The 16456-nt window shown below is 65.4% G+C and carries 14 protein-coding genes and 1 tRNA gene; all 15 read left to right on the top strand.

Annotated features, from left to right (window positions below):
- Positions 1 to 3: 3 nt before the first annotated feature.
- The 15 genes from ACFU5M_RS05020 to ACFU5M_RS05090 all read left to right on the top strand — a co-directional run bounded on the left by ACFU5M_RS05020 (position 4) and on the right by ACFU5M_RS05090 (position 16452).
- A complete protein-coding gene (locus ACFU5M_RS05020) occupies positions 4 to 1512 on the top strand; it encodes an APC family permease (RefSeq protein WP_379043871.1) in 1509 nt (502 codons plus the stop codon).
- A 46-nt stretch (positions 1513 to 1558) separates the two neighbouring features.
- Complete coding sequence (locus ACFU5M_RS05025; RefSeq protein WP_379043874.1) at positions 1559 to 2476, top strand: ribonuclease Z; 918 nt, start codon at positions 1559 to 1561, stop codon at positions 2474 to 2476.
- Positions 2477 to 2693: 217 nt separating this feature from the next.
- Positions 2694 to 2767, top strand: a tRNA-Leu gene (locus tag ACFU5M_RS05030).
- A 630-nt stretch (positions 2768 to 3397) separates the two neighbouring features.
- Complete coding sequence (locus tag ACFU5M_RS05035) at positions 3398 to 4615, top strand: condensation domain-containing protein (RefSeq protein ID WP_379043877.1); 1218 nt, start codon at positions 3398 to 3400, stop codon at positions 4613 to 4615.
- Positions 4612 to 6885 (top strand): peptidase domain-containing ABC transporter, encoded by a 2274-nt coding sequence (locus ACFU5M_RS05040; RefSeq protein WP_379043880.1) that lies wholly within the window; start codon positions 4612 to 4614, stop codon positions 6883 to 6885. The genes ACFU5M_RS05035 and ACFU5M_RS05040 overlap by 4 nt, the downstream gene beginning before the upstream one ends.
- 29 nt (positions 6886 to 6914) lie before the next feature.
- Positions 6915 to 7835 carry a BTAD domain-containing putative transcriptional regulator gene (locus ACFU5M_RS05045; protein WP_379043883.1) on the top strand — a complete coding sequence of 307 codons (921 nt, stop codon included), beginning with the start codon at positions 6915 to 6917 and terminating at the stop codon, positions 7833 to 7835.
- Positions 7832 to 8695, top strand: coding sequence for a phytanoyl-CoA dioxygenase family protein (locus ACFU5M_RS05050; RefSeq protein ID WP_379043886.1), 864 nt, complete (start codon positions 7832 to 7834; stop codon positions 8693 to 8695). Before ACFU5M_RS05045 ends, ACFU5M_RS05050 begins: the two co-directional genes overlap by 4 nt.
- Complete coding sequence (locus tag ACFU5M_RS05055; protein WP_379043889.1) at positions 8692 to 9471, top strand: transketolase; 780 nt, start codon at positions 8692 to 8694, stop codon at positions 9469 to 9471. The genes ACFU5M_RS05050 and ACFU5M_RS05055 overlap by 4 nt, the downstream gene beginning before the upstream one ends.
- Positions 9468 to 10430 carry a transketolase family protein gene (locus ACFU5M_RS05060; RefSeq protein ID WP_379043892.1) on the top strand — a complete coding sequence of 321 codons (963 nt, stop codon included), beginning with the start codon at positions 9468 to 9470 and terminating at the stop codon, positions 10428 to 10430. Before ACFU5M_RS05055 ends, ACFU5M_RS05060 begins: the two co-directional genes overlap by 4 nt.
- A 41-nt stretch (positions 10431 to 10471) precedes the next feature.
- The gene (locus tag ACFU5M_RS05065; RefSeq protein ID WP_379043895.1) at positions 10472 to 11500 is read left to right on the top strand and encodes an inositol-3-phosphate synthase; all 1029 of its coding nucleotides are present in this window, start codon (positions 10472 to 10474) and stop codon (positions 11498 to 11500) included.
- Complete coding sequence (locus ACFU5M_RS05070) at positions 11497 to 12285, top strand: HAD family hydrolase (RefSeq protein WP_379043898.1); 789 nt, start codon at positions 11497 to 11499, stop codon at positions 12283 to 12285. The genes ACFU5M_RS05065 and ACFU5M_RS05070 overlap by 4 nt, the downstream gene beginning before the upstream one ends.
- Positions 12286 to 12288: 3 nt before the next feature.
- Positions 12289 to 13467, top strand: coding sequence for a nucleotidyltransferase family protein (locus ACFU5M_RS05075; protein WP_379043901.1), 1179 nt, complete (start codon positions 12289 to 12291; stop codon positions 13465 to 13467).
- A gap of 71 nt (positions 13468 to 13538) precedes the next feature.
- Positions 13539 to 14474 carry a hypothetical protein gene (locus tag ACFU5M_RS05080; protein WP_379043904.1) on the top strand — a complete coding sequence of 312 codons (936 nt, stop codon included), beginning with the start codon at positions 13539 to 13541 and terminating at the stop codon, positions 14472 to 14474.
- On the top strand, positions 14471 to 15259 hold the full coding sequence (locus ACFU5M_RS05085) for an SDR family NAD(P)-dependent oxidoreductase (RefSeq protein WP_379043907.1): 789 nt from the start codon (positions 14471 to 14473) through the stop codon (positions 15257 to 15259). The genes ACFU5M_RS05080 and ACFU5M_RS05085 overlap by 4 nt, the downstream gene beginning before the upstream one ends.
- Positions 15260 to 15288: 29 nt before the next feature.
- On the top strand, positions 15289 to 16452 hold the full coding sequence (locus ACFU5M_RS05090; RefSeq protein WP_379043910.1) for a hypothetical protein: 1164 nt from the start codon (positions 15289 to 15291) through the stop codon (positions 16450 to 16452).
- Positions 16453 to 16456 lie beyond the last annotated feature (4 nt).

The raw sequence follows: 16456 nt of genomic DNA on the forward strand, positions 1-16456 counted from the left end.
CGCGTGACTAACCCCGGGCCACAAGCCGATCCGGCGGGTGATGTCTCGTCTCGGTGGGGCGGCTTGTTCCGCACCAAATCCATCGAACAGTCGATCCGCGACACCGACGAACCCGACTCGAAACTTCGCAAGGACCTGACCGCCTGGGACCTCACCGTCTTCGGCGTGGCCGTCGTGGTCGGCGCGGGCATCTTCACCCTCACCGCACGCACCGCGGGCAATGTCGCGGGTCCGTCGGTCTCGCTCGCCTTCGTGTTCGCCGCGATCGCCTGCGGGCTGACCGCGCTCTGCTACGCCGAGTTCGCGTCCACCGTGCCGGTGGCGGGCAGCGCCTACACCTACTCCTACGCCACCTTCGGCGAGCTGGTGGCGTGGATCATCGGCTGGGACCTGATCCTGGAGTTCGCGCTCGCCGCGGCGGTGGTGGCCAAGGGCTGGTCGCAGTACCTCGGCGAGGTGCTCGGCGACGTCTCCCCGATCGCGCACCTCGGCCCGGTGACCTTCGATTGGGGTGCGGTGCTGCTGATCGCCGTGCTCGGCGTGCTGCTCGCGACCGGCACCAAGGTCTCCTCGCGGGTGTCGGCGGTGGCCGTCGCCATCAAGCTGGGCGTGATCGCGCTGGTGCTGGTCGTCGGCCTCACCTATTTCAAGTCCTCGAACCTCTCGCCGTACATCCCGCCGTCGCAGCCCGGTGAGCGGGGCGAGGGTCTGCGGCAGTCGCTGTTCTCCTATCTGACCGGCGCCGGGGACAGCAACTTCGGCTGGTACGGCCTGCTCGCCGCGGCCAGCCTGGTGTTCTTCGCATTCATCGGCTTCGACGTCGTCGCCACGACGGCGGAGGAGACTCGCAATCCGCAGAAGGCCGTGCCGCGCGGCATCCTCGGCTCGCTGCTGATCGTCACCATCCTGTACGTCGCGGTGTCGCTCGTGCTCACCGGCATGGTGCCCTACACCGAGCTGTCGGGCGGCGACGCGACGCTGGCGACGGCGTTCGGCATCCACGGCGTCACCTGGGCGAAGAACATCATCTCGATCGGTGCCCTCGCCGGGCTCACCACGGTGGTCATGGTGATGTACCTCGGACAGACCCGGGTGCTGTTCGCGATGGCGCGTGACGGACTGATGCCGCGCAAGCTCGCGCACACCGGCGACAACGGCACACCGGTGCGGGTCACCATCATCGTCGGCGTGGCGTGCGCGCTGCTGGCCGGGTTCGTGGACTTCGGCACGCTGGAGGAGATGGTCAACATCGGGACGCTGTTCGCGTTCGTGCTGGTGTCGATCGGCGTGCTCATCCTGCGACGCACGCGTCCGGACCTGCCGCGCGGATTCCGGGTTCCGCTCGTGCCGCTGGTTCCCATCCTGGCGGTGCTGTCGTGCGTGTGGCTGATGCTGAACCTGTCGGTGGAGACCTGGCTGCGGTTCGTGGTGTGGATGCTGATCGGTTTCGTCGTCTACTTCGCCTACTCCCGGCGCAATTCCCTGCTCCGGAAGGCTCACTCCGTCCGGTAACGCGACCCTGTGCGGCTGCTCGGGAGTGGGCGGATAGCCTGACGCCGTGTCGCAGCGTGAGTTGGTTGTTCTCGGGACCGCGAGTCAGGTGCCGACGAAACAGCGAAACCACAACGGGTACCTGCTCCGGTGGGACGACGAGGCGATCCTGTTCGATCCCGGTGAGGGTACGCAGCGGCAGATGACCTACGCCGGTGTGACCGTCACCGGGCTCACCCGGATCGCCATCACTCATTTCCACGGCGACCACAGCCTCGGGCTGGCCGGAGTGGTGCAACGGATCAACCTCGATCGGGTACCGCATCCGGTCGACGTCTGTTTCCCGGCGTCGGGCGCCGCGTACTACGACCGCCTGGTCAACGCGACGTCCTACTATCATCGCGCTGAACTGCGGCCGCGCCCGGTCGTCGCCGCCGGTCCCGTCGACCTGCCCGGGGCGCCGTTCACGGTGACGGCGGTGCGGCTCTCGCATCCGGTGGACACCTTCGGCTACCGGCTGAGCGAGCCGCCCGGCCGGCGCATCCTGCCGGACCGGTTGCGGGCCCTGGGGTTACGCGGCCCGATCATCTCCGAACTGCAACAGCGTGGCAGCGTCGAGTTGGAAGGTCGCACAATCACTTTGGCGGAGATCAGCGAACCCCGGGCCGGGCAGAGCTTCGCCTTCGTGATGGACACCCGGCTGTGCCCCGGCGTCCGGGAACTCGCCGCCGACGTCGACATGCTCGTCATCGAGGCCACCTTCCTGGACGTCGACGAACACCTGGCCGTCGAATACGGCCATCTCACCGCGGGCCAAGCCGCGCGGGCCGCCGCGGACGCGGGCGTGCGCACCCTTGTCCTCACCCACTTCTCCCAGCGCTACCGCGATCTCGACGAGCACCTGGCCGAAGCGGCGAAGTACTTCTCCGGCGAGATCCACATCGCCACCGACCTCGCCCGAATCCCGGTGCCGCCCCGGCGCTGACGCCCGACACGCCGAGTTGATCGGCGAACGCTAACACCCGCCCGCCGTCACCGATCTAGTTCTCTGGGACGCTTGCCAACCCGGGCTCGAAACAACCGCCACCGGCACCGGTCACCCGACCGCGCCGTCCGGCGCCCGCCCACGGCCGACGCCCCGCCACCCCGACGAACAGTCGGAATTCCGGTACAGCCGTACGACTCGGTACGCTGTCCCGGACGCCCCTATAGCCCAATTGGCAGAGGCAGCGGACTTAAAATCCGCCCAGTGTCGGTTCGAGTCCGACTGGGGGCACCGCTCGGTCGCGCATCCAGCGTGACCGGAGGCCCGCGTCGATGTCCGGACCGGACAGTCGTCCCGCCCCGCTGTCCTGCGGTTATCGGGCTGGAAGCCTTGCGGGGGGTTGTGATCGATTCGCTGTCTGCCTAAAGTCCGATTCGAGATGCTTTTCCACGGCATTCTTGTTTGCAGTGTTCGATCGGGGGGTGGACGTAGCGTGCATTCGCAGTACAAATTTTCCTGCCTGAATCGAATCGGCGGGCGCGAAAAAGAGCCCGTCTCTCGGCGGCTCGGCACGATCTCCGCGCGTTGCGGTTATTCCATTGGGCGCCCTCATGAAGCGACCCGCCATCACCTCGGCAATTCGCCATCGGATCTCGCACCCGCATATCGCCGGGTCTGCGCTTTCCCGACAACAGTGAAGGAGGTGAAAGGAAATGGAGATCAACTTCAAGAAGGTGAACATCGAGACCATCGATGAGCACAGCCTCGACGACATCGTCGGTGGGTTCGTTGTGGCCTGCCCCGGGGCTGCCTGATCCGACCCGGATCGGGATACCGGCCATGAGGTTCCGGGCGCGCGCGTCCGGGGCCTCATGGCTCTCCAGTCGATCATCAGAAGATTCAATTCACTCGAGGTTGTACATGAAGTTTCCCGTGCTGGCCGGTCAAACGGATCTGCTGCTGGATCAGGAGGTATCGGGGCATTCGAGCAGCCATCTCGGCTTCACGATGACGTTTCCCGATCATGTGCGACCCGAACATATTCTCTCCGGCATACAAGCTGTGGTGCGCGGATTCGCGGCGTTGCGATTGCGCTTCTCCGGTTCGGCGGAGCGGGGTTACCAACAGGAGATCGAGCCGTTCGACCGTCACGATCTCGCAGTGGAATTCCACGATGTCTCGGATGCCGCGACCGCCCAGCAGTCGCGTTATGTGCAGAATCTCCTGTATCAGGATGCCGTGAGCTGGGATTGGGATCGCATCGGAGTTTACCGATTCGTGGTCATCAAGCTCGCGGAGCGCAGATATCAGCTGGTCGTCTCGCTGCAGCAGGTCGCCATCGACCGCGCTTCGATCGTTCTGGTGATCAATGCCCTGCGATCGACGGTGCTGAGCGCCGCCCGCGGAGACGCTCCGGCGGCTCCCGCCGACCGCTACGAGGCCGCCGTCGATGAAGCGCTGTTGACGCCGACGGCCGAAGCGTCGGCGCGGCGTCACTGGGAAGGTGAGTTCGATCTGCCGGACGAGGCGTTCGCCGGCTGTACCGAGATTCCGCCTGCACGTCCACGCAGCCACAAAGCCGTCATCGCGGGTTCCGATTACGACGAGCTGAAAAGGACCGCGGCGTCCGGGCCTTGGGGTTCCTCGGTGGTGTTCCTGAAGCGTCTGCTCACTGCCTGGCAGAGATATCAGCCTCGGACAACGCTCGTCGACGTCTTCTGCACGATCCGTTCGGAAACCCTGGCGCATCAGGCCGGTATGTTCTCGACCCTCCGTCCGATCGTGGTCGATCTGGCCGGTGACGCCTGGCGTGACAAGGTCACCGGTCGGCTCATCCGCGCGGCAGCCCATCAGCAGGTGGACAGCAGGCAACTGCGTGACCTGGAGGTGCGTCGAGGAGTTCCGCGGCGTCCCTTTCCGGTCTTCAGCTACATCGACGCCTTCAAACCCCACAGCCAGAGCAAGCAGTTCGACGTGGTGCCGACAACACGATTCTTCGCACCCTACGCGCTGACCAGGCCCGTGTCGCTCAAGGTACGCGATACCGGGGATGCGTTCGCGGTCGTCTTGCAGACGAACTCGGCGACCTTCTCGGAGGCCGAGTCCACCGACCTTCTCGGCGGATTGGTGGGCCGATGACGCAGGACATGCTCGCCGAAAACAGCGAACAGCCCACGGGCCGGCTGCGGTTCCGTGAGGCGTCACTCGACCGCTACGGCCGCGCGGGCATTTTCGGAGGGGTGGTGTTGCGCGGCGGCCGTGATCCGTACGGACTCGGGCGCGGCATGTGGTCCGGCGGGACCGAAGTGCCCTTCTATCCGCAGATGACGGCAGCGGACTGCGGCCCGGCGTGCCTGCGCATGGTGTTGGCAAGTCGGGGCGTCCATGTTTCGGCCCGACAACTGCGGGAGGACGCGGAAAGCGGCCGTAACGGTGTGTCCGCATCGAAACTTCTGGAACTCGGCCGGCGCTACGGGCTCGACGGCCGCGGAGTGCGCACCGACCTGGCTGGACTCGCCCACCTCACCTCCGGAGCGATTCTCTTCTGGCGCTTCAACCACTTCGTCGTCTTGGTCCGGGCTACCCGGTCTCATCTCCTCATCATCGATCCCGCGGTGGGACGCCGGAGAATCGGCTGGAACGAAGCCGACACCGATTTCACCGGCATCGCTCTGGAGTTCACCGAAGAAGCAGTGACGCCAGCCCTCCGTGCGGCGTCGGAGACCGAGCGCAACGAGAGTGTCGCCGTCGCGGCGGCCTTCCTACCCCGCACGCGGCGGTGGCTGTGGGCCGCAGCCACTTCTGCGCTGCTTCTGGTCTACGCGCTGGCGTTCCCGTTCCTGCTGGGCCGGTTGGTGAACGCCGGACCGGATGTGGTGCGGAGCAGCCTGGACGCCCGGCTGCGATGGGTGGCGGTGTTGTTGTTCGCGATCATCTCGTTCGGACTGCTGCACTTCTCCCGGTCACGGTTGATCGTCTCGATTCAAAGTTTGCTCGAGGAACGTGCCGGGCACCTGCTGATGAGCCGACTCAGCCGGTTGCCGCTGGAGTTCTTCTCCTCGCGGCATCCGGGTGATCTGGCCCAGCGGGTGCGGTCCACCGCGCGGCTCAGGCAAGTGATTTCGGTGACCACCGTGGGCGCGGTCTTCGACGCCCTGATGGTTCTCGGCTATGTGCTGGTGATCGGAATCAGGCAATTCTGGTTGGCGCTTGCGATAGTCGCCTGCATCGCCGGCTTCGCGCTCGTGACGGCCTCTTCTTGGCGGCGGCAGCGGCAGCTGTCCTCGGACGTATTGGAGGCGCGCACCAAGTCGGCCAGCGAACTACACGAAATCCTGACCAACATGACGACCGTGAAAGCGCTGGGCGCGGAAAGTGTCGTCCATGCCCGCTGGCTGAATTCGTTCTCCGACGAATTGACGACCGGGACGCGGCAGCGGCGTCACGCCGGAGCGATCTCGTCGTTCACCGCCACGCTCCAGTTCGCCGCTCCGCTGATGGTCTTGCTCGCCGGATTGTTCTTCGCGGTACACAGCGGCGCCGACTTGTCCGCCACCATCTCCCTCGCCGCGCTCAGTTCCGGGTTGTTCGTCTCGATGTCGAACCTGTCGCTGGCGTCGAACGCCTTGATAGAACTCACGCCTGATCTGCAACGCATGAACGATGTCCTGACCAGTCCCGCCGAGCGGGGCGGGCTGCGAGGTCTGACGCGAGGGGGCCCACCGCCGACGGTTCGATTGGAACGGTTGTCGTACACCTATAGGGGCGCCACCGATGAATCGGTACGGGAGGTGACCGCCCAAGTCGGCTCCGGGCAGGTTTTGGCGATCATCGGCCCCTCTGGATCCGGGAAATCGACGTTGGGCATGCTGATCGGTGGCCTGCTCGATCCTACGTCGGGCAGACTTCTGATAGACGAGACGGATCTGTCCGAGATCGATCCGATCGAGTACCGCAAGTGCATCGGGTATGTCGACCAGAACAGCACTCTTTTGTCCGGAAGCATCATGGACAATATCGCACTGAGTTCTCCTGAAGCTTCCCTGGACGAAGTGCGCGCGGCCGCCCGAATCGCCGAGATAGACGATTTCATCAGTACTCTGCCGATGAAATACGAAACAATTCTCGGTTCCGGCGGTGCCGGGCTGTCAGGTGGGCAGCGGCAGCGCATAGCGTTGGCGAGGGCGCTGCTCGAGAAGCCTTCTCTGTTGATACTGGACGAAGCCACCAGCGCCGTGGACCCGGATACCGAGAGAAAAATCTTGAGAAATATCCGTGAATTGCACACTACGACTGTTCTGCTCGGCCACAGGGCGGCTCTGACAGTCGGTGCGGCCGGAATACTGCGGATGGCGGCAGGCGAAGGCGAATTCATGGATCACCCCGACTCCGGGGATCGCGACGAATGATCAGCCGGGCAGCCATCCAGGAGGTATCCGTGAGCTTCGAACAATATCCACAGCCGGGGGCGCGCGGGTTCGGTGTCCAGCCCGGTGAGTCCGATTCGACGTTTTCCTACCGGGTGCTCGGTGTGCTGGAGGTCCGGCGCGGTGGCAAACCCGTGGACGTCCCCAAAGGCAACACACTCAACGTGCTCGCCGCTCTCTTGCTGAATGCGAATACGACGGTGACGGCGGAGATGCTGATCGAACGGATCTGGGGAGACCGGCCACCGAAGACCGCGCGTGCTGTGCTGCAGAACTGCGTTTCACGGCTTCGCTCCCTCGGTGAGCCGGCCCGCGGCGTCAGGGCGATCCCCATGCCGATCGTCACCGGGCCGAACGGCTACTCGATCCGGGTCGCGGAGGGCGCCCTCGACCTGTATCGGTTCGACCGTCTGATGATCGACGCCGACCGGGCCTCTGCCGAAGGTCGCACGCGGGAGGCAGCGGATCTGCTGCACCGAGGACTGACGTTGTGGCACAACGATCTGCTGTCCGACGTGACGGCACCCGGCCTGCGCCACATCGAGATCAGGCAGCTGGGTGAGCGCCGAGCCGCGGTCCTGGATCGGTGGGCAGATTTGGAACTCGGTTCGGGACAGGCGCACCGAGTCATTCCCGAACTGCGCCGCGCGATTACGGCCATGCCGACCGCGGAACGGCTGCGCTACCAGCTAGTTCGTGCCCTGGTCGACAACCAGCAGATCGGCGAGGCGAGCCGGCTGCTTCGAGAGACGGAGACGATGCTGCGTGACCGGTACGGACTCGAGGCATGGCCGGTCCTGGAGCGCTGGTGGCGCCAGTTGGTCATCCAAGCCTCCGGTGACAGCGCCCATTGGCCACAGATCGTCAACCCCATGACAACGGAAGCGGTCGCGTGCGGGATACCAGCGATGTCGAAGAAGGCGATGCGATGAATCAGCATGTTCGCGCCTTCACGGATCAGGGGTTCGCCCTGGTTCCACAGGTGCTCGACAAACCGACGCGCGAACGCTGGTGGGCCGCCGTGGACCGCATCGCCGCGAGGGTGCGATCGGCCCCCGGGGCCTACGACAGCCGGTACACCTTGCGTGCCGAGCACGACACGGACACGTGGGGGGTCAGCCACATTTTCGATCCCGGCCTGTACGACCCGGCATTTGCGGAGATATTCGACCATCCGGGCGTGATGGGATTCGTCCGCGCGGTGCTCGGCGAGCAGTTGCGTTTCTGGACCGCGCATGCGTTGTGGGAACCCACGTCGGTGGACTACGAACTGAATTGGCACAAGGACAACATGGAGACCGACCGGTACGCGCCGGATGGTCGAAGCACCCATGTGCAGTTCAACGTTTGTCTCACCGCCGACGACTGCTTCCGCGTGGTGCCCGGTTCCCACCGACGACCGCTGACAGATGTCGAGCGCGCACAGGTGGAGGCCCATGGTACGGATCCGCTGCCGGGCGAGGTCACCGTGCGGTGCCGCCCTGGCGACGTGCTGTTCATGAATCATCATGCGCTGCATCGTGGCTCGGGAGCCGCGGGAGTGGTGCGCCGCACCTTGCACGTGAACCTCCAGGCGGCCGACGAACCGACCGGCGGTCACACCTCGTGGCGATTCATGCGGCAAGAGGGCTACCTCGAGCGCATGACTCCGGTGGTACGTGAGCTGATGGAGAACACGATCGCCTGGGACGACGCGCATCCGCTACCGGTGTCCGAAGTGGTACGCCGTCGCCGGGCCAGCCGGGATATCAAAAAACACGAAGCACGAGTCGCCGGGGGGACGGATCGATGACTACGCCGAAGGAGTTGCGGCAAGAGGCCATCCGTATGACCGCACAAGCGGTGACCGGGCACATCCCATCGAATCTCTCGGCGATCGAGATCGTCTACACCCTGTTCCTGCGGGTTCTGCGGCTGGATCCGGAGCGTCCGGATTGGCCGGATCGGGATCGCTTCATCGCGAGCAAAGGCCATTGCGCGGCCGCGATCTATCTGGCCATGTCGGCTGCCGGGATCATCGATCGGCGGCGGTTGGACGATTTCAACGTCGACGGCGGAGAGGTACCGGCGATCGTGGCCCGATACGGGCTGCCGGGGCTGGAGGCCGATTCGGGGCCGCTCGGGCGGGGTCCGTCGATCGGGATCGGCATCGCACTGGCGGCCAAGCACGACGGCCGAGACTATCGCACCTATGTGCTGGTCGGGGATGGCGAGTGCCAGGAGGGCCAGATCTGGGAGGCGGCGATGCTGGCCCCCACGCTGGGCTTGGACAACCTGGTGTTGATCGTGGACGACAACCGGCTTCAGGGTTCGTTCGAGACCAGCAGCGTGGTCACCACCGATCTCGGCGAGCGCTTCACCGCATTCGGCTGGCAGTGCCACCGAGTGGACGGCCATTCGGTGCCCGAACTGGAGGCGGCGCTGCTGGCGCCACAGGATCGGCCGAAGGTCGTCATCGCGAACACGATCAAAGGAAAGGGGGTGTCCATGATGGAGAACGAAGCATCGTGGCATTACCGGAGACTCACGTTCGGTGAGCTCGTACTGAGTCTGCGGGAACTCCGATGACCGCGGTCGGCGAAGTAGTCGGCGAACTCTTGCTTCGCGAGGGGCGCCGGTCCGGGGACACCTATCTCGTCGTCGCCGACGGCAAGCTGGACGGCACCGAGCCGTTCATCACGACCTACCCCGACCGGTTCCTGAACGTGGGCATCGCGGAGCAGAACGCTGTGTCGATCGCCGCGGGGCTCGCATCCACCGGCAAAACCGTCTATCTCTGGAACTGCAGCACCTTCCTGCTCTACCGGCCCTTCGACCAGATCCGCGTGGACGCTGCCTTCGCCCGGACCAAACTACGCCTCATCGGCACGAGTACCGGTCTGACCCGGAGCGCGTCCGGCATCGCCCACCTCGCGATCGAGGACATCGCGGTGATGCGTGCCCTGCCCAACATGACCATCGTCTGTCCGGGCGACATCACCGAGGCCAGCCAGTTGCTGGAGCAGTGCCATGACATCGACGGGCCGGTGTATGTGCGCTTCCCGCTGGAGAACCAGGACCTGCCGCAGATTCACGCGCCGGGCACTCGAATCACGCTCGGCCGAGCTGCCACCGTGGTCGACGGCGACGACGCGGCGCTGATCGTCACGGGGAACATGTTGACGGTCGCCCGCGGCTGGATCGAAGAATTCGCCGCCGTCGGAGTGAACGTGCGGTTGGTGAGCATGCCGAGCATCAAGCCGTTCGATGCCGCCGCGGTGGCGGCAATGGTGGCCGAACGGATGCCGATCATCACCATGGAGGACCACTCCGTCATCGGGGGCCTGGGTAGCGCGGTAGCCGAGGCGATCGCCGGTACCGGCAGCGGCGTCCCGTTCCTCCGCGTCGGCGTGCCCGATCGGTACCCCTACATCGTCGGCACTCCCGACTACCTCCAGAGCCACTTCGGCATCCCGGGTTTTCCAGACCTGCTGGCCTGGATCAGTGACCGAGTCCCAGGTCACAGAGAGGAGTACGTCACGCCATGAACAAGTCTCTCGCGGTAGCAGTCGCAGGAGTCGGGTCCTGCATGTCCAGTCTCACGCAGGTGGTCGCCCTGGCCCGGCAGCGTCCGATGCCGTTGGCCGGCATCATGCACGAGCGCATCGGGGGCTATGGCCTCGCCGACATCGAGTTCGTCGCCGCCTTCGACGTCGATGCCGGAAAGGTGGGATTGGATCTGAGCAAAGCCGTCTTCCAGTCGCCCATCGCGGCGACCGCTCACGTCTCGGTCGATCCGGTCGGAGTGGCGGTGGAGGCGGGACCCCTGCTCGATGGCTTGAGTGGTCCGCTGAGCGGAATCGTCACACCCCACCCGGACAGCGCCGAACTGGATCCGGACGTCGTCCGCAGCCGATTGGCCGAGACAGGCGCGGAGGTGTTGATCTGTCTGTTGCCGACCGGTTCGACCGAGGCGGTGCAGATGTACGCCAGGGCAGCCGCTCTCGCGGGTGTCTCGTTCGTCAACGCGACGCCTGAGCCGGTCGCCCACGACGACGAGCTGGTGGCGCTGTTCGAGCAGTGCGGCGTTCCCTTGCTCGGTGACGATCTGCGCAGTCATCTCGGCGCCACCACCTTGCACACCGCTCTACTCGACTTGTTGCACTCGCGGGGGTTGCGCGTGGTCAACACCTATCAGCTGAACGTCGGTGGCAACACGGACTTCCTGAATCTGGCCGACCCGGGTCGTTCGGCGAGCAAGCAGCGTTCCAAGCGGCGCGCGCTCTCAGCCGCCGGGATCGACGCCAGCACGGTCGCGGCGGGTCCCAACGGGTTCGTGCCACACCTGAAGGACACCAAGATCTGTTTTCTACGGATCGAGGCGGACTCGGTGCTCGACACACCTCTGTCGCTGGAGATCCGGATGGAGGTCGAGGACAGTCCGAATGCCGCCGGGGTGCTGGCCAACGCGGTTCGAGTGGCGGCGGCGGCACGTACGGAGGGGATGACGGGTGTGCTCGACGACGCGTGCGCCTTCCTGTTCAAGAGTCCTCGCCGGCCGGCCACCGAGGCTGCCGGACTCCACGACTTCCAGGCTTTCGTCGCAGCACTGAGATGAAGATCCGTTATGCCGCCATCGATCTCGACGGCACCTTGATCGACGCCTGCGACCGGCCCTATGCGGGAGTGGTCGCCGGGCTCTCGGCTCTGCGGGCACAAGGAGTGGTGCCGGTGCTGGTGACCGGTCGATCCGCTCTCTCGTTCCGCAATTTGCGTCACCTGGGGGACCTCTTCGCGGAAGTGGACGACGCCGTGCTGCTGAGCGACGGCAATGTCCGGCTGGCCATGTCCACGGATGTGCTGACCGTCCTGCGGACCTGCCCGCACGAGGTACTCCATCGCCTGCTCGATGATCCCGACATCGATCTGGTCGCGGAGTGGTCGGGTGAGTTCCACGCCACCACCACGCGCGCGGCGACGCAGTTCGCGATGGTTTACCGCGTGCCGCGGCGCCACATCACGGTGCCGATTTACTCCGCCGCTGCCGGGGCACCGGTCACCGCGGTAACCGTGTTCCGGAGCGCCACGCCGGTGCCGGAGCTGGTGGCGGGTTCGGATTGCGAGGTCGCGTCGATCGGTCCGTTCGGCGCGGAGGTTGTCCGGCCGACCGGCACCGGCAAGGCCGCGGCGCTCGCCCGGCACATGCGATGGCGCTTCGGCGAGCCGGATCTCGGCCGGACGCTCGCGATCGGCGACGGTGCGGGCGACGCGGCAATGCTGAGCGCCTGCGCGGTGAGTGCCGCCCCCGAGGATGCCGACCTGGCGGCGATCGCGGCCGCTACCTGGCACCTGCGCGGCGACCTCGCCTCATTCCTGCACGACTTCCGACCCGAAAGGTGGTAGGCCATGGCACAGCCGGTCTCCCCCGAGATCGAACTGGTTCTCCTGCTGTCGCTTCCGGACCCCCGTCCCGACGACGTCGGGGCGATGCTCCGGTTGCTGAACACGCCACTGGACTGGAATCAAGTGCTCGGGATGCTCACCGTCCATCGAGTCATCGGTGTGGCTTGGCACAACGTAGTTCGATACGCGATCCAGCAGCGGCAGACACTGCCCTGCGCGTACTTCCTCAAATCACTGAAGGTGACCGCGGGCGGTCAGCGGGTGATGGCCGAGGAACAGACCGCACGTACCGCCGAGGTGCAACGGATCCTGCAACAGGCCGGAGTGCGCAGTGCCGTTCTCAAAGGCAGCGCCGTTGCCAAGATGGCGTACCCGGACCCCGGCATGCGGACATTCAACGACAACGATCTGCTGGTCGACCGGGCGCGACTTCCTGATGCGACGGCGGCGTTGCATGAGGCCGGCTACGTCCAGGGCAGCTGGGACTACGCCACCGGCTCGGTGCGACCCGCGCCGCGGCGCCAGGTGTTGCACATGGCGGTGCACTCGCACCAGACGTATTCGTACATGAAGCCGACGCCGGACGCCTCGCTACTGGAGTGCCATCGACTCGATATGCACTTCTCCGTAGATCTGATGACCGGAAACCGAAGTGACAGTGCGGTTTCGGCCCTGCTCGACGATCGAATGGAGCTCGGCGGGCTGACCGTGATCGCGCCGATCGACATGTTCATCTTCACCTGTCTGCATCTGGCCAGGGAGGCCGTGCACCGGAACGAGGTACTGGCACTCAAGGACCTGGTGCTCTACAAATTGGTCGATATTCTGGCGCTCAGCACCGGCGAGCACTGTCCGCGCATCGACTTCGACGCACTGCCCGCGCGAGCCGACCGCCTCGGCTTCGCCCCGGAAGTCTACTTCGCACTGCACTACACCGACGCGGTGTTCCCGGGGCGGGTCCCTGCAGGCTTGCTCGATCGGCTACGTCCGCACGATCTCGACTACTTGTCCGAGGTGCGCGACGGCAAGCAGGTGGTCCATCGCTGGCAGGGGCCGGTGGTGCGGCGGATGTTCGACATCCATCGGCTCCGTGAACTGGGTGACGATCTGCGCATCCCGGTGATGGGGGAGAGCGGAAGCGATGCGGTGACCGCATCGATCGAGTCGGGCGCGACATCATGATGAGCACCGACGGCCTCCACTGCCTTGTGGCCGACGCGCAGCGAAGCGGTGCGCGCCGCGACACCGGTGCCATGCGTACACCGGCGGCGGATGACGGCACCCATTTCGTGACGCTGGTGAAGCCGGAGGTTCTGCGGACCGACACCGCGGTCGATGCGATGGCCGAGGTCGTCCGGGTACTCGAAGCGGCGGACGTGGCCATCCTGCGCTGCGCGCTCATGCCCGCCAAAGAATTCGGGGAGCTGGGATTCCTGCTCCGGCACTACCCCCGTCTGCACCGGATCGCGACCGACGGACCGAGCGGACTGTGTTCGGACGCGAAACGGGAACTCGTATCGCTTCTGGCGCGGTCCGAGGCGAGCTTCGCCGTGGGCGCGTTCCAGGCGGGCGCCTACGACACCATCTTGTCGGCGACGACGTTGGAAGCCCGTTGTCGCGAAGCCGGCATCCACAAGCTGGGTTCGGGCTCTTATGCCTCGGTCATCGAATTGAACGGAGTGCCCATCGCGGTGCTGAACGGATTCGTGCCCGCTCTGACGTCGAGCTACCTCGATCCCACCGCGTTGGTGGGGCTCATCGAGTGCCACAGCTATCGGGAGATCGCAGATCTGCGCGCGGACGTCCTAGGTGCGTTGAATCCCGATGCGGCGAAGGTGAATTCGTTGCGTGGCGCACTAGGGGCGTTGGGTCGGAAGTACGGCGTCGACTTGTCCGAGGGCCGCAACGGGGTGCATCTGTCCGCGGGCCATCTCGAAGGAATGTTCCAGTGCTGGCAATACTTCGCGGCCGCCGACGGCCATGGCCTGGAAAGCACGGCCTTGGGCCGGTCACTGGATGATCGCGGAACACCGATGGCGGCGGTCGCGGCGCTGGCCGACGATCGCAATCTGCGCGAGGACTCCGAAAAAACGGTAGCTCCCTTCGGCGCTACCGAAGATCTCAGCCGCGACGCGGTCGTCGACCGGGTGCGGCGTTGGACTGCCGATGGGAGAGGTACCGACACATGACGAGTTCTTCGAGCAGATTCGCCGGTCGTACCGCGGTGGTTACCGGTGGCGCGCAGGGAATCGGCGCCGCGGTCACGGAGCGGCTGTGCGGCGAAGGATGTCGCGTGGTGATCTATGACAAAAGCGCCGACCATGGTCGCATCACGGTAGATGAATTCCGCCGACGGGGGTGGCAAGCGCACTTGGCAGTCGGTGACGTGACCGACCAGGCCGCGGTGGCCGCGGCTTTCGCCGAAGCGCCCGGCGACTGGTCCCCGCCCACTTTGCTGGTGAACTGCGCCGCGGGCTTCGTCTTCGCGGGAGTGGAAGCTACCCCCGCGCAATGGCGGTCCGCGTTGGATCCGACCATCATCGGCCTCTCGCTGGTTACGCAGACCTTCGTGAACGGGTTGCCACCGCACGAAGCCGACGCTGCGATCGTGAACATCGCCTCCATCTCGGCGCACATCGCGCAGGAGGGCTATCTGACCTATAACACGAGCAAGGCGGCTGTGCTGGGGTTCACCCGCTGCGCGGCACAGGAGTTGGCGCCGCGAGGCATACGGGTCAATTCGGTGAGCCCCGGAACCGTGTGGAACGCGAACAACGCGCGCTACCACCGCGAGGTTCTCGGTCTGGACCGTCCGGCGGCCGAAGCAGCGCCGGAGCACGGCGGCAAGTTCCTGCTCGGACGTTTCGCAGACCCAGCGGAGATCGCGGCGCCGATCGCGTTCCTGTTGTCGTCGGAGGCGAGTTTCATCACCGGCGTCGACCTTCCGGTCGACGGTGGATATCTGGCGGTATGACGTGCAGGGCGAACGCAAGGGAACAAATGATGAAGGTCAGTGATTATTCGGCCGGCGCGCCGCGCGGCGCGACGATACGGCAGTTCCGGGTCCGCGATCATCTGCTGAAGGTCGTCACGGCTTCGACGGGAGCCGATGAGTTGGTGACCGAGACTTTCCACCCCCCGGGTATGTTGAATGTCTGCGAGGTTCGGGACGACCACGAGCCCGACCTGACGATCGTCGACCTGGTATGCGGCGATGCGGAAATCGAAGAGTTGCTCCTGACGGCGTCGGTGGGAACGCGTAACGAGTACGAACTCACCAGAGACTTCCGGCTGCCGCGCTTCGATCTCGATGAGCACACCGTCTTCACACTTCAGGACGTCAACTCCGACGAGGTCGCGGCCGTCGTGCGCACCGATCGTCGCGTCACCATCGTCCGTCCTCCGACAGGTCTCGGCGACCGATGGCTGACCCGGGTGATCCGTGATGTGGCCACCAGGTACGCCAAGGCGGACGGTTCCCTGATTCTGCATTCATCGGCGTTCGTCTCCGAGGGCAGCGCCTACCTGGTGATCGGTGATTCGGGGGCGGGTAAGTCGACGACGGCCATCGCGCTGGCCCGGCTGTTGCCCACCGGTGGATGGATGGGCAACGACCGCATGCATCTCGATACGCAGGGCTCGCACTATCGAGTCACCGCGTGCCCGTTGCCGCTGGCCGTCAACAAAGGCTCGCTCGACGTTCTGGGGGTCACCGGTTTCGAGGGATGGTCCGTGCGTGCCGGCTTCCCCGGCCCTGGATCGGACTGGGACAGGTTCCAGGGCGAGGACAAGCTGAAGCTGAGTTCCGAGGAGGTCGATCGTTATCTCGGCGTTCAGGTGGTGCCGGAAGCACCGCTTGCCGGTGTGATCCTGCCCAGAATCGACTTGTCGGCCGAATATGACTGCGAGGCAGCGAAACCCGACTATGCCGCCGCCGTCATCGAGCGGAACTGCTTCTCTCTCGACGACAATCTGTACGGCGAAGACTGGCTGGGAGTGACCGCCCACAGGCGCGTCGCGGCCCCGTCGCTCGACGTTTTCCTCGACTACCTCACCGATCTTCCGGTGCTCAGCTGTTCGATGAGTTGCGCCGACGACGTGGCCAGGTTGCTGGTCGACTTTCAACGAGCGGTAGCGGCGACACCCACCACCAGAAAGAGGATTTAGCAGC

The sequence above is a fragment of the Nocardia sp. NPDC057455 genome, assembly GCF_042802775.1.
Lineage (GTDB): Bacteria > Actinomycetota > Actinomycetes > Mycobacteriales > Mycobacteriaceae > Nocardia.

Excerpts from the sequence above, each read along its gene's own strand:
- ACFU5M_RS05035 (WP_379043877.1), top strand. The coding sequence starts at position 3,398 with ATGAAGTTTCCCGTGCTGGCCGGTCAAACGGATCTGCTGCTGGATCAG.
- ACFU5M_RS05080 (WP_379043904.1), top strand. The coding sequence starts at position 13,539 with ATGCGTACACCGGCGGCGGATGACGGCACCCATTTCGTGACGCTGGTG.
- ACFU5M_RS05085 (WP_379043907.1), top strand. The coding sequence starts at position 14,471 with ATGACGAGTTCTTCGAGCAGATTCGCCGGTCGTACCGCGGTGGTTACC.
- ACFU5M_RS05065 (WP_379043895.1), top strand. The coding sequence starts at position 10,472 with ATGTCCAGTCTCACGCAGGTGGTCGCCCTGGCCCGGCAGCGTCCGATG.
- ACFU5M_RS05050 (WP_379043886.1), top strand. The coding sequence starts at position 7,832 with ATGAATCAGCATGTTCGCGCCTTCACGGATCAGGGGTTCGCCCTGGTT.
- ACFU5M_RS05060 (WP_379043892.1), top strand. The coding sequence starts at position 9,468 with ATGACCGCGGTCGGCGAAGTAGTCGGCGAACTCTTGCTTCGCGAGGGG.
- ACFU5M_RS05040 (WP_379043880.1), top strand. The coding sequence starts at position 4,612 with ATGACGCAGGACATGCTCGCCGAAAACAGCGAACAGCCCACGGGCCGG.
- ACFU5M_RS05055 (WP_379043889.1), top strand. The coding sequence starts at position 8,692 with ATGACTACGCCGAAGGAGTTGCGGCAAGAGGCCATCCGTATGACCGCA.
- ACFU5M_RS05070 (WP_379043898.1), top strand. The coding sequence starts at position 11,497 with ATGAAGATCCGTTATGCCGCCATCGATCTCGACGGCACCTTGATCGAC.
- ACFU5M_RS05090 (WP_379043910.1), top strand. The coding sequence starts at position 15,289 with ATGAAGGTCAGTGATTATTCGGCCGGCGCGCCGCGCGGCGCGACGATA.
- ACFU5M_RS05075 (WP_379043901.1), top strand. The coding sequence starts at position 12,289 with ATGGCACAGCCGGTCTCCCCCGAGATCGAACTGGTTCTCCTGCTGTCG.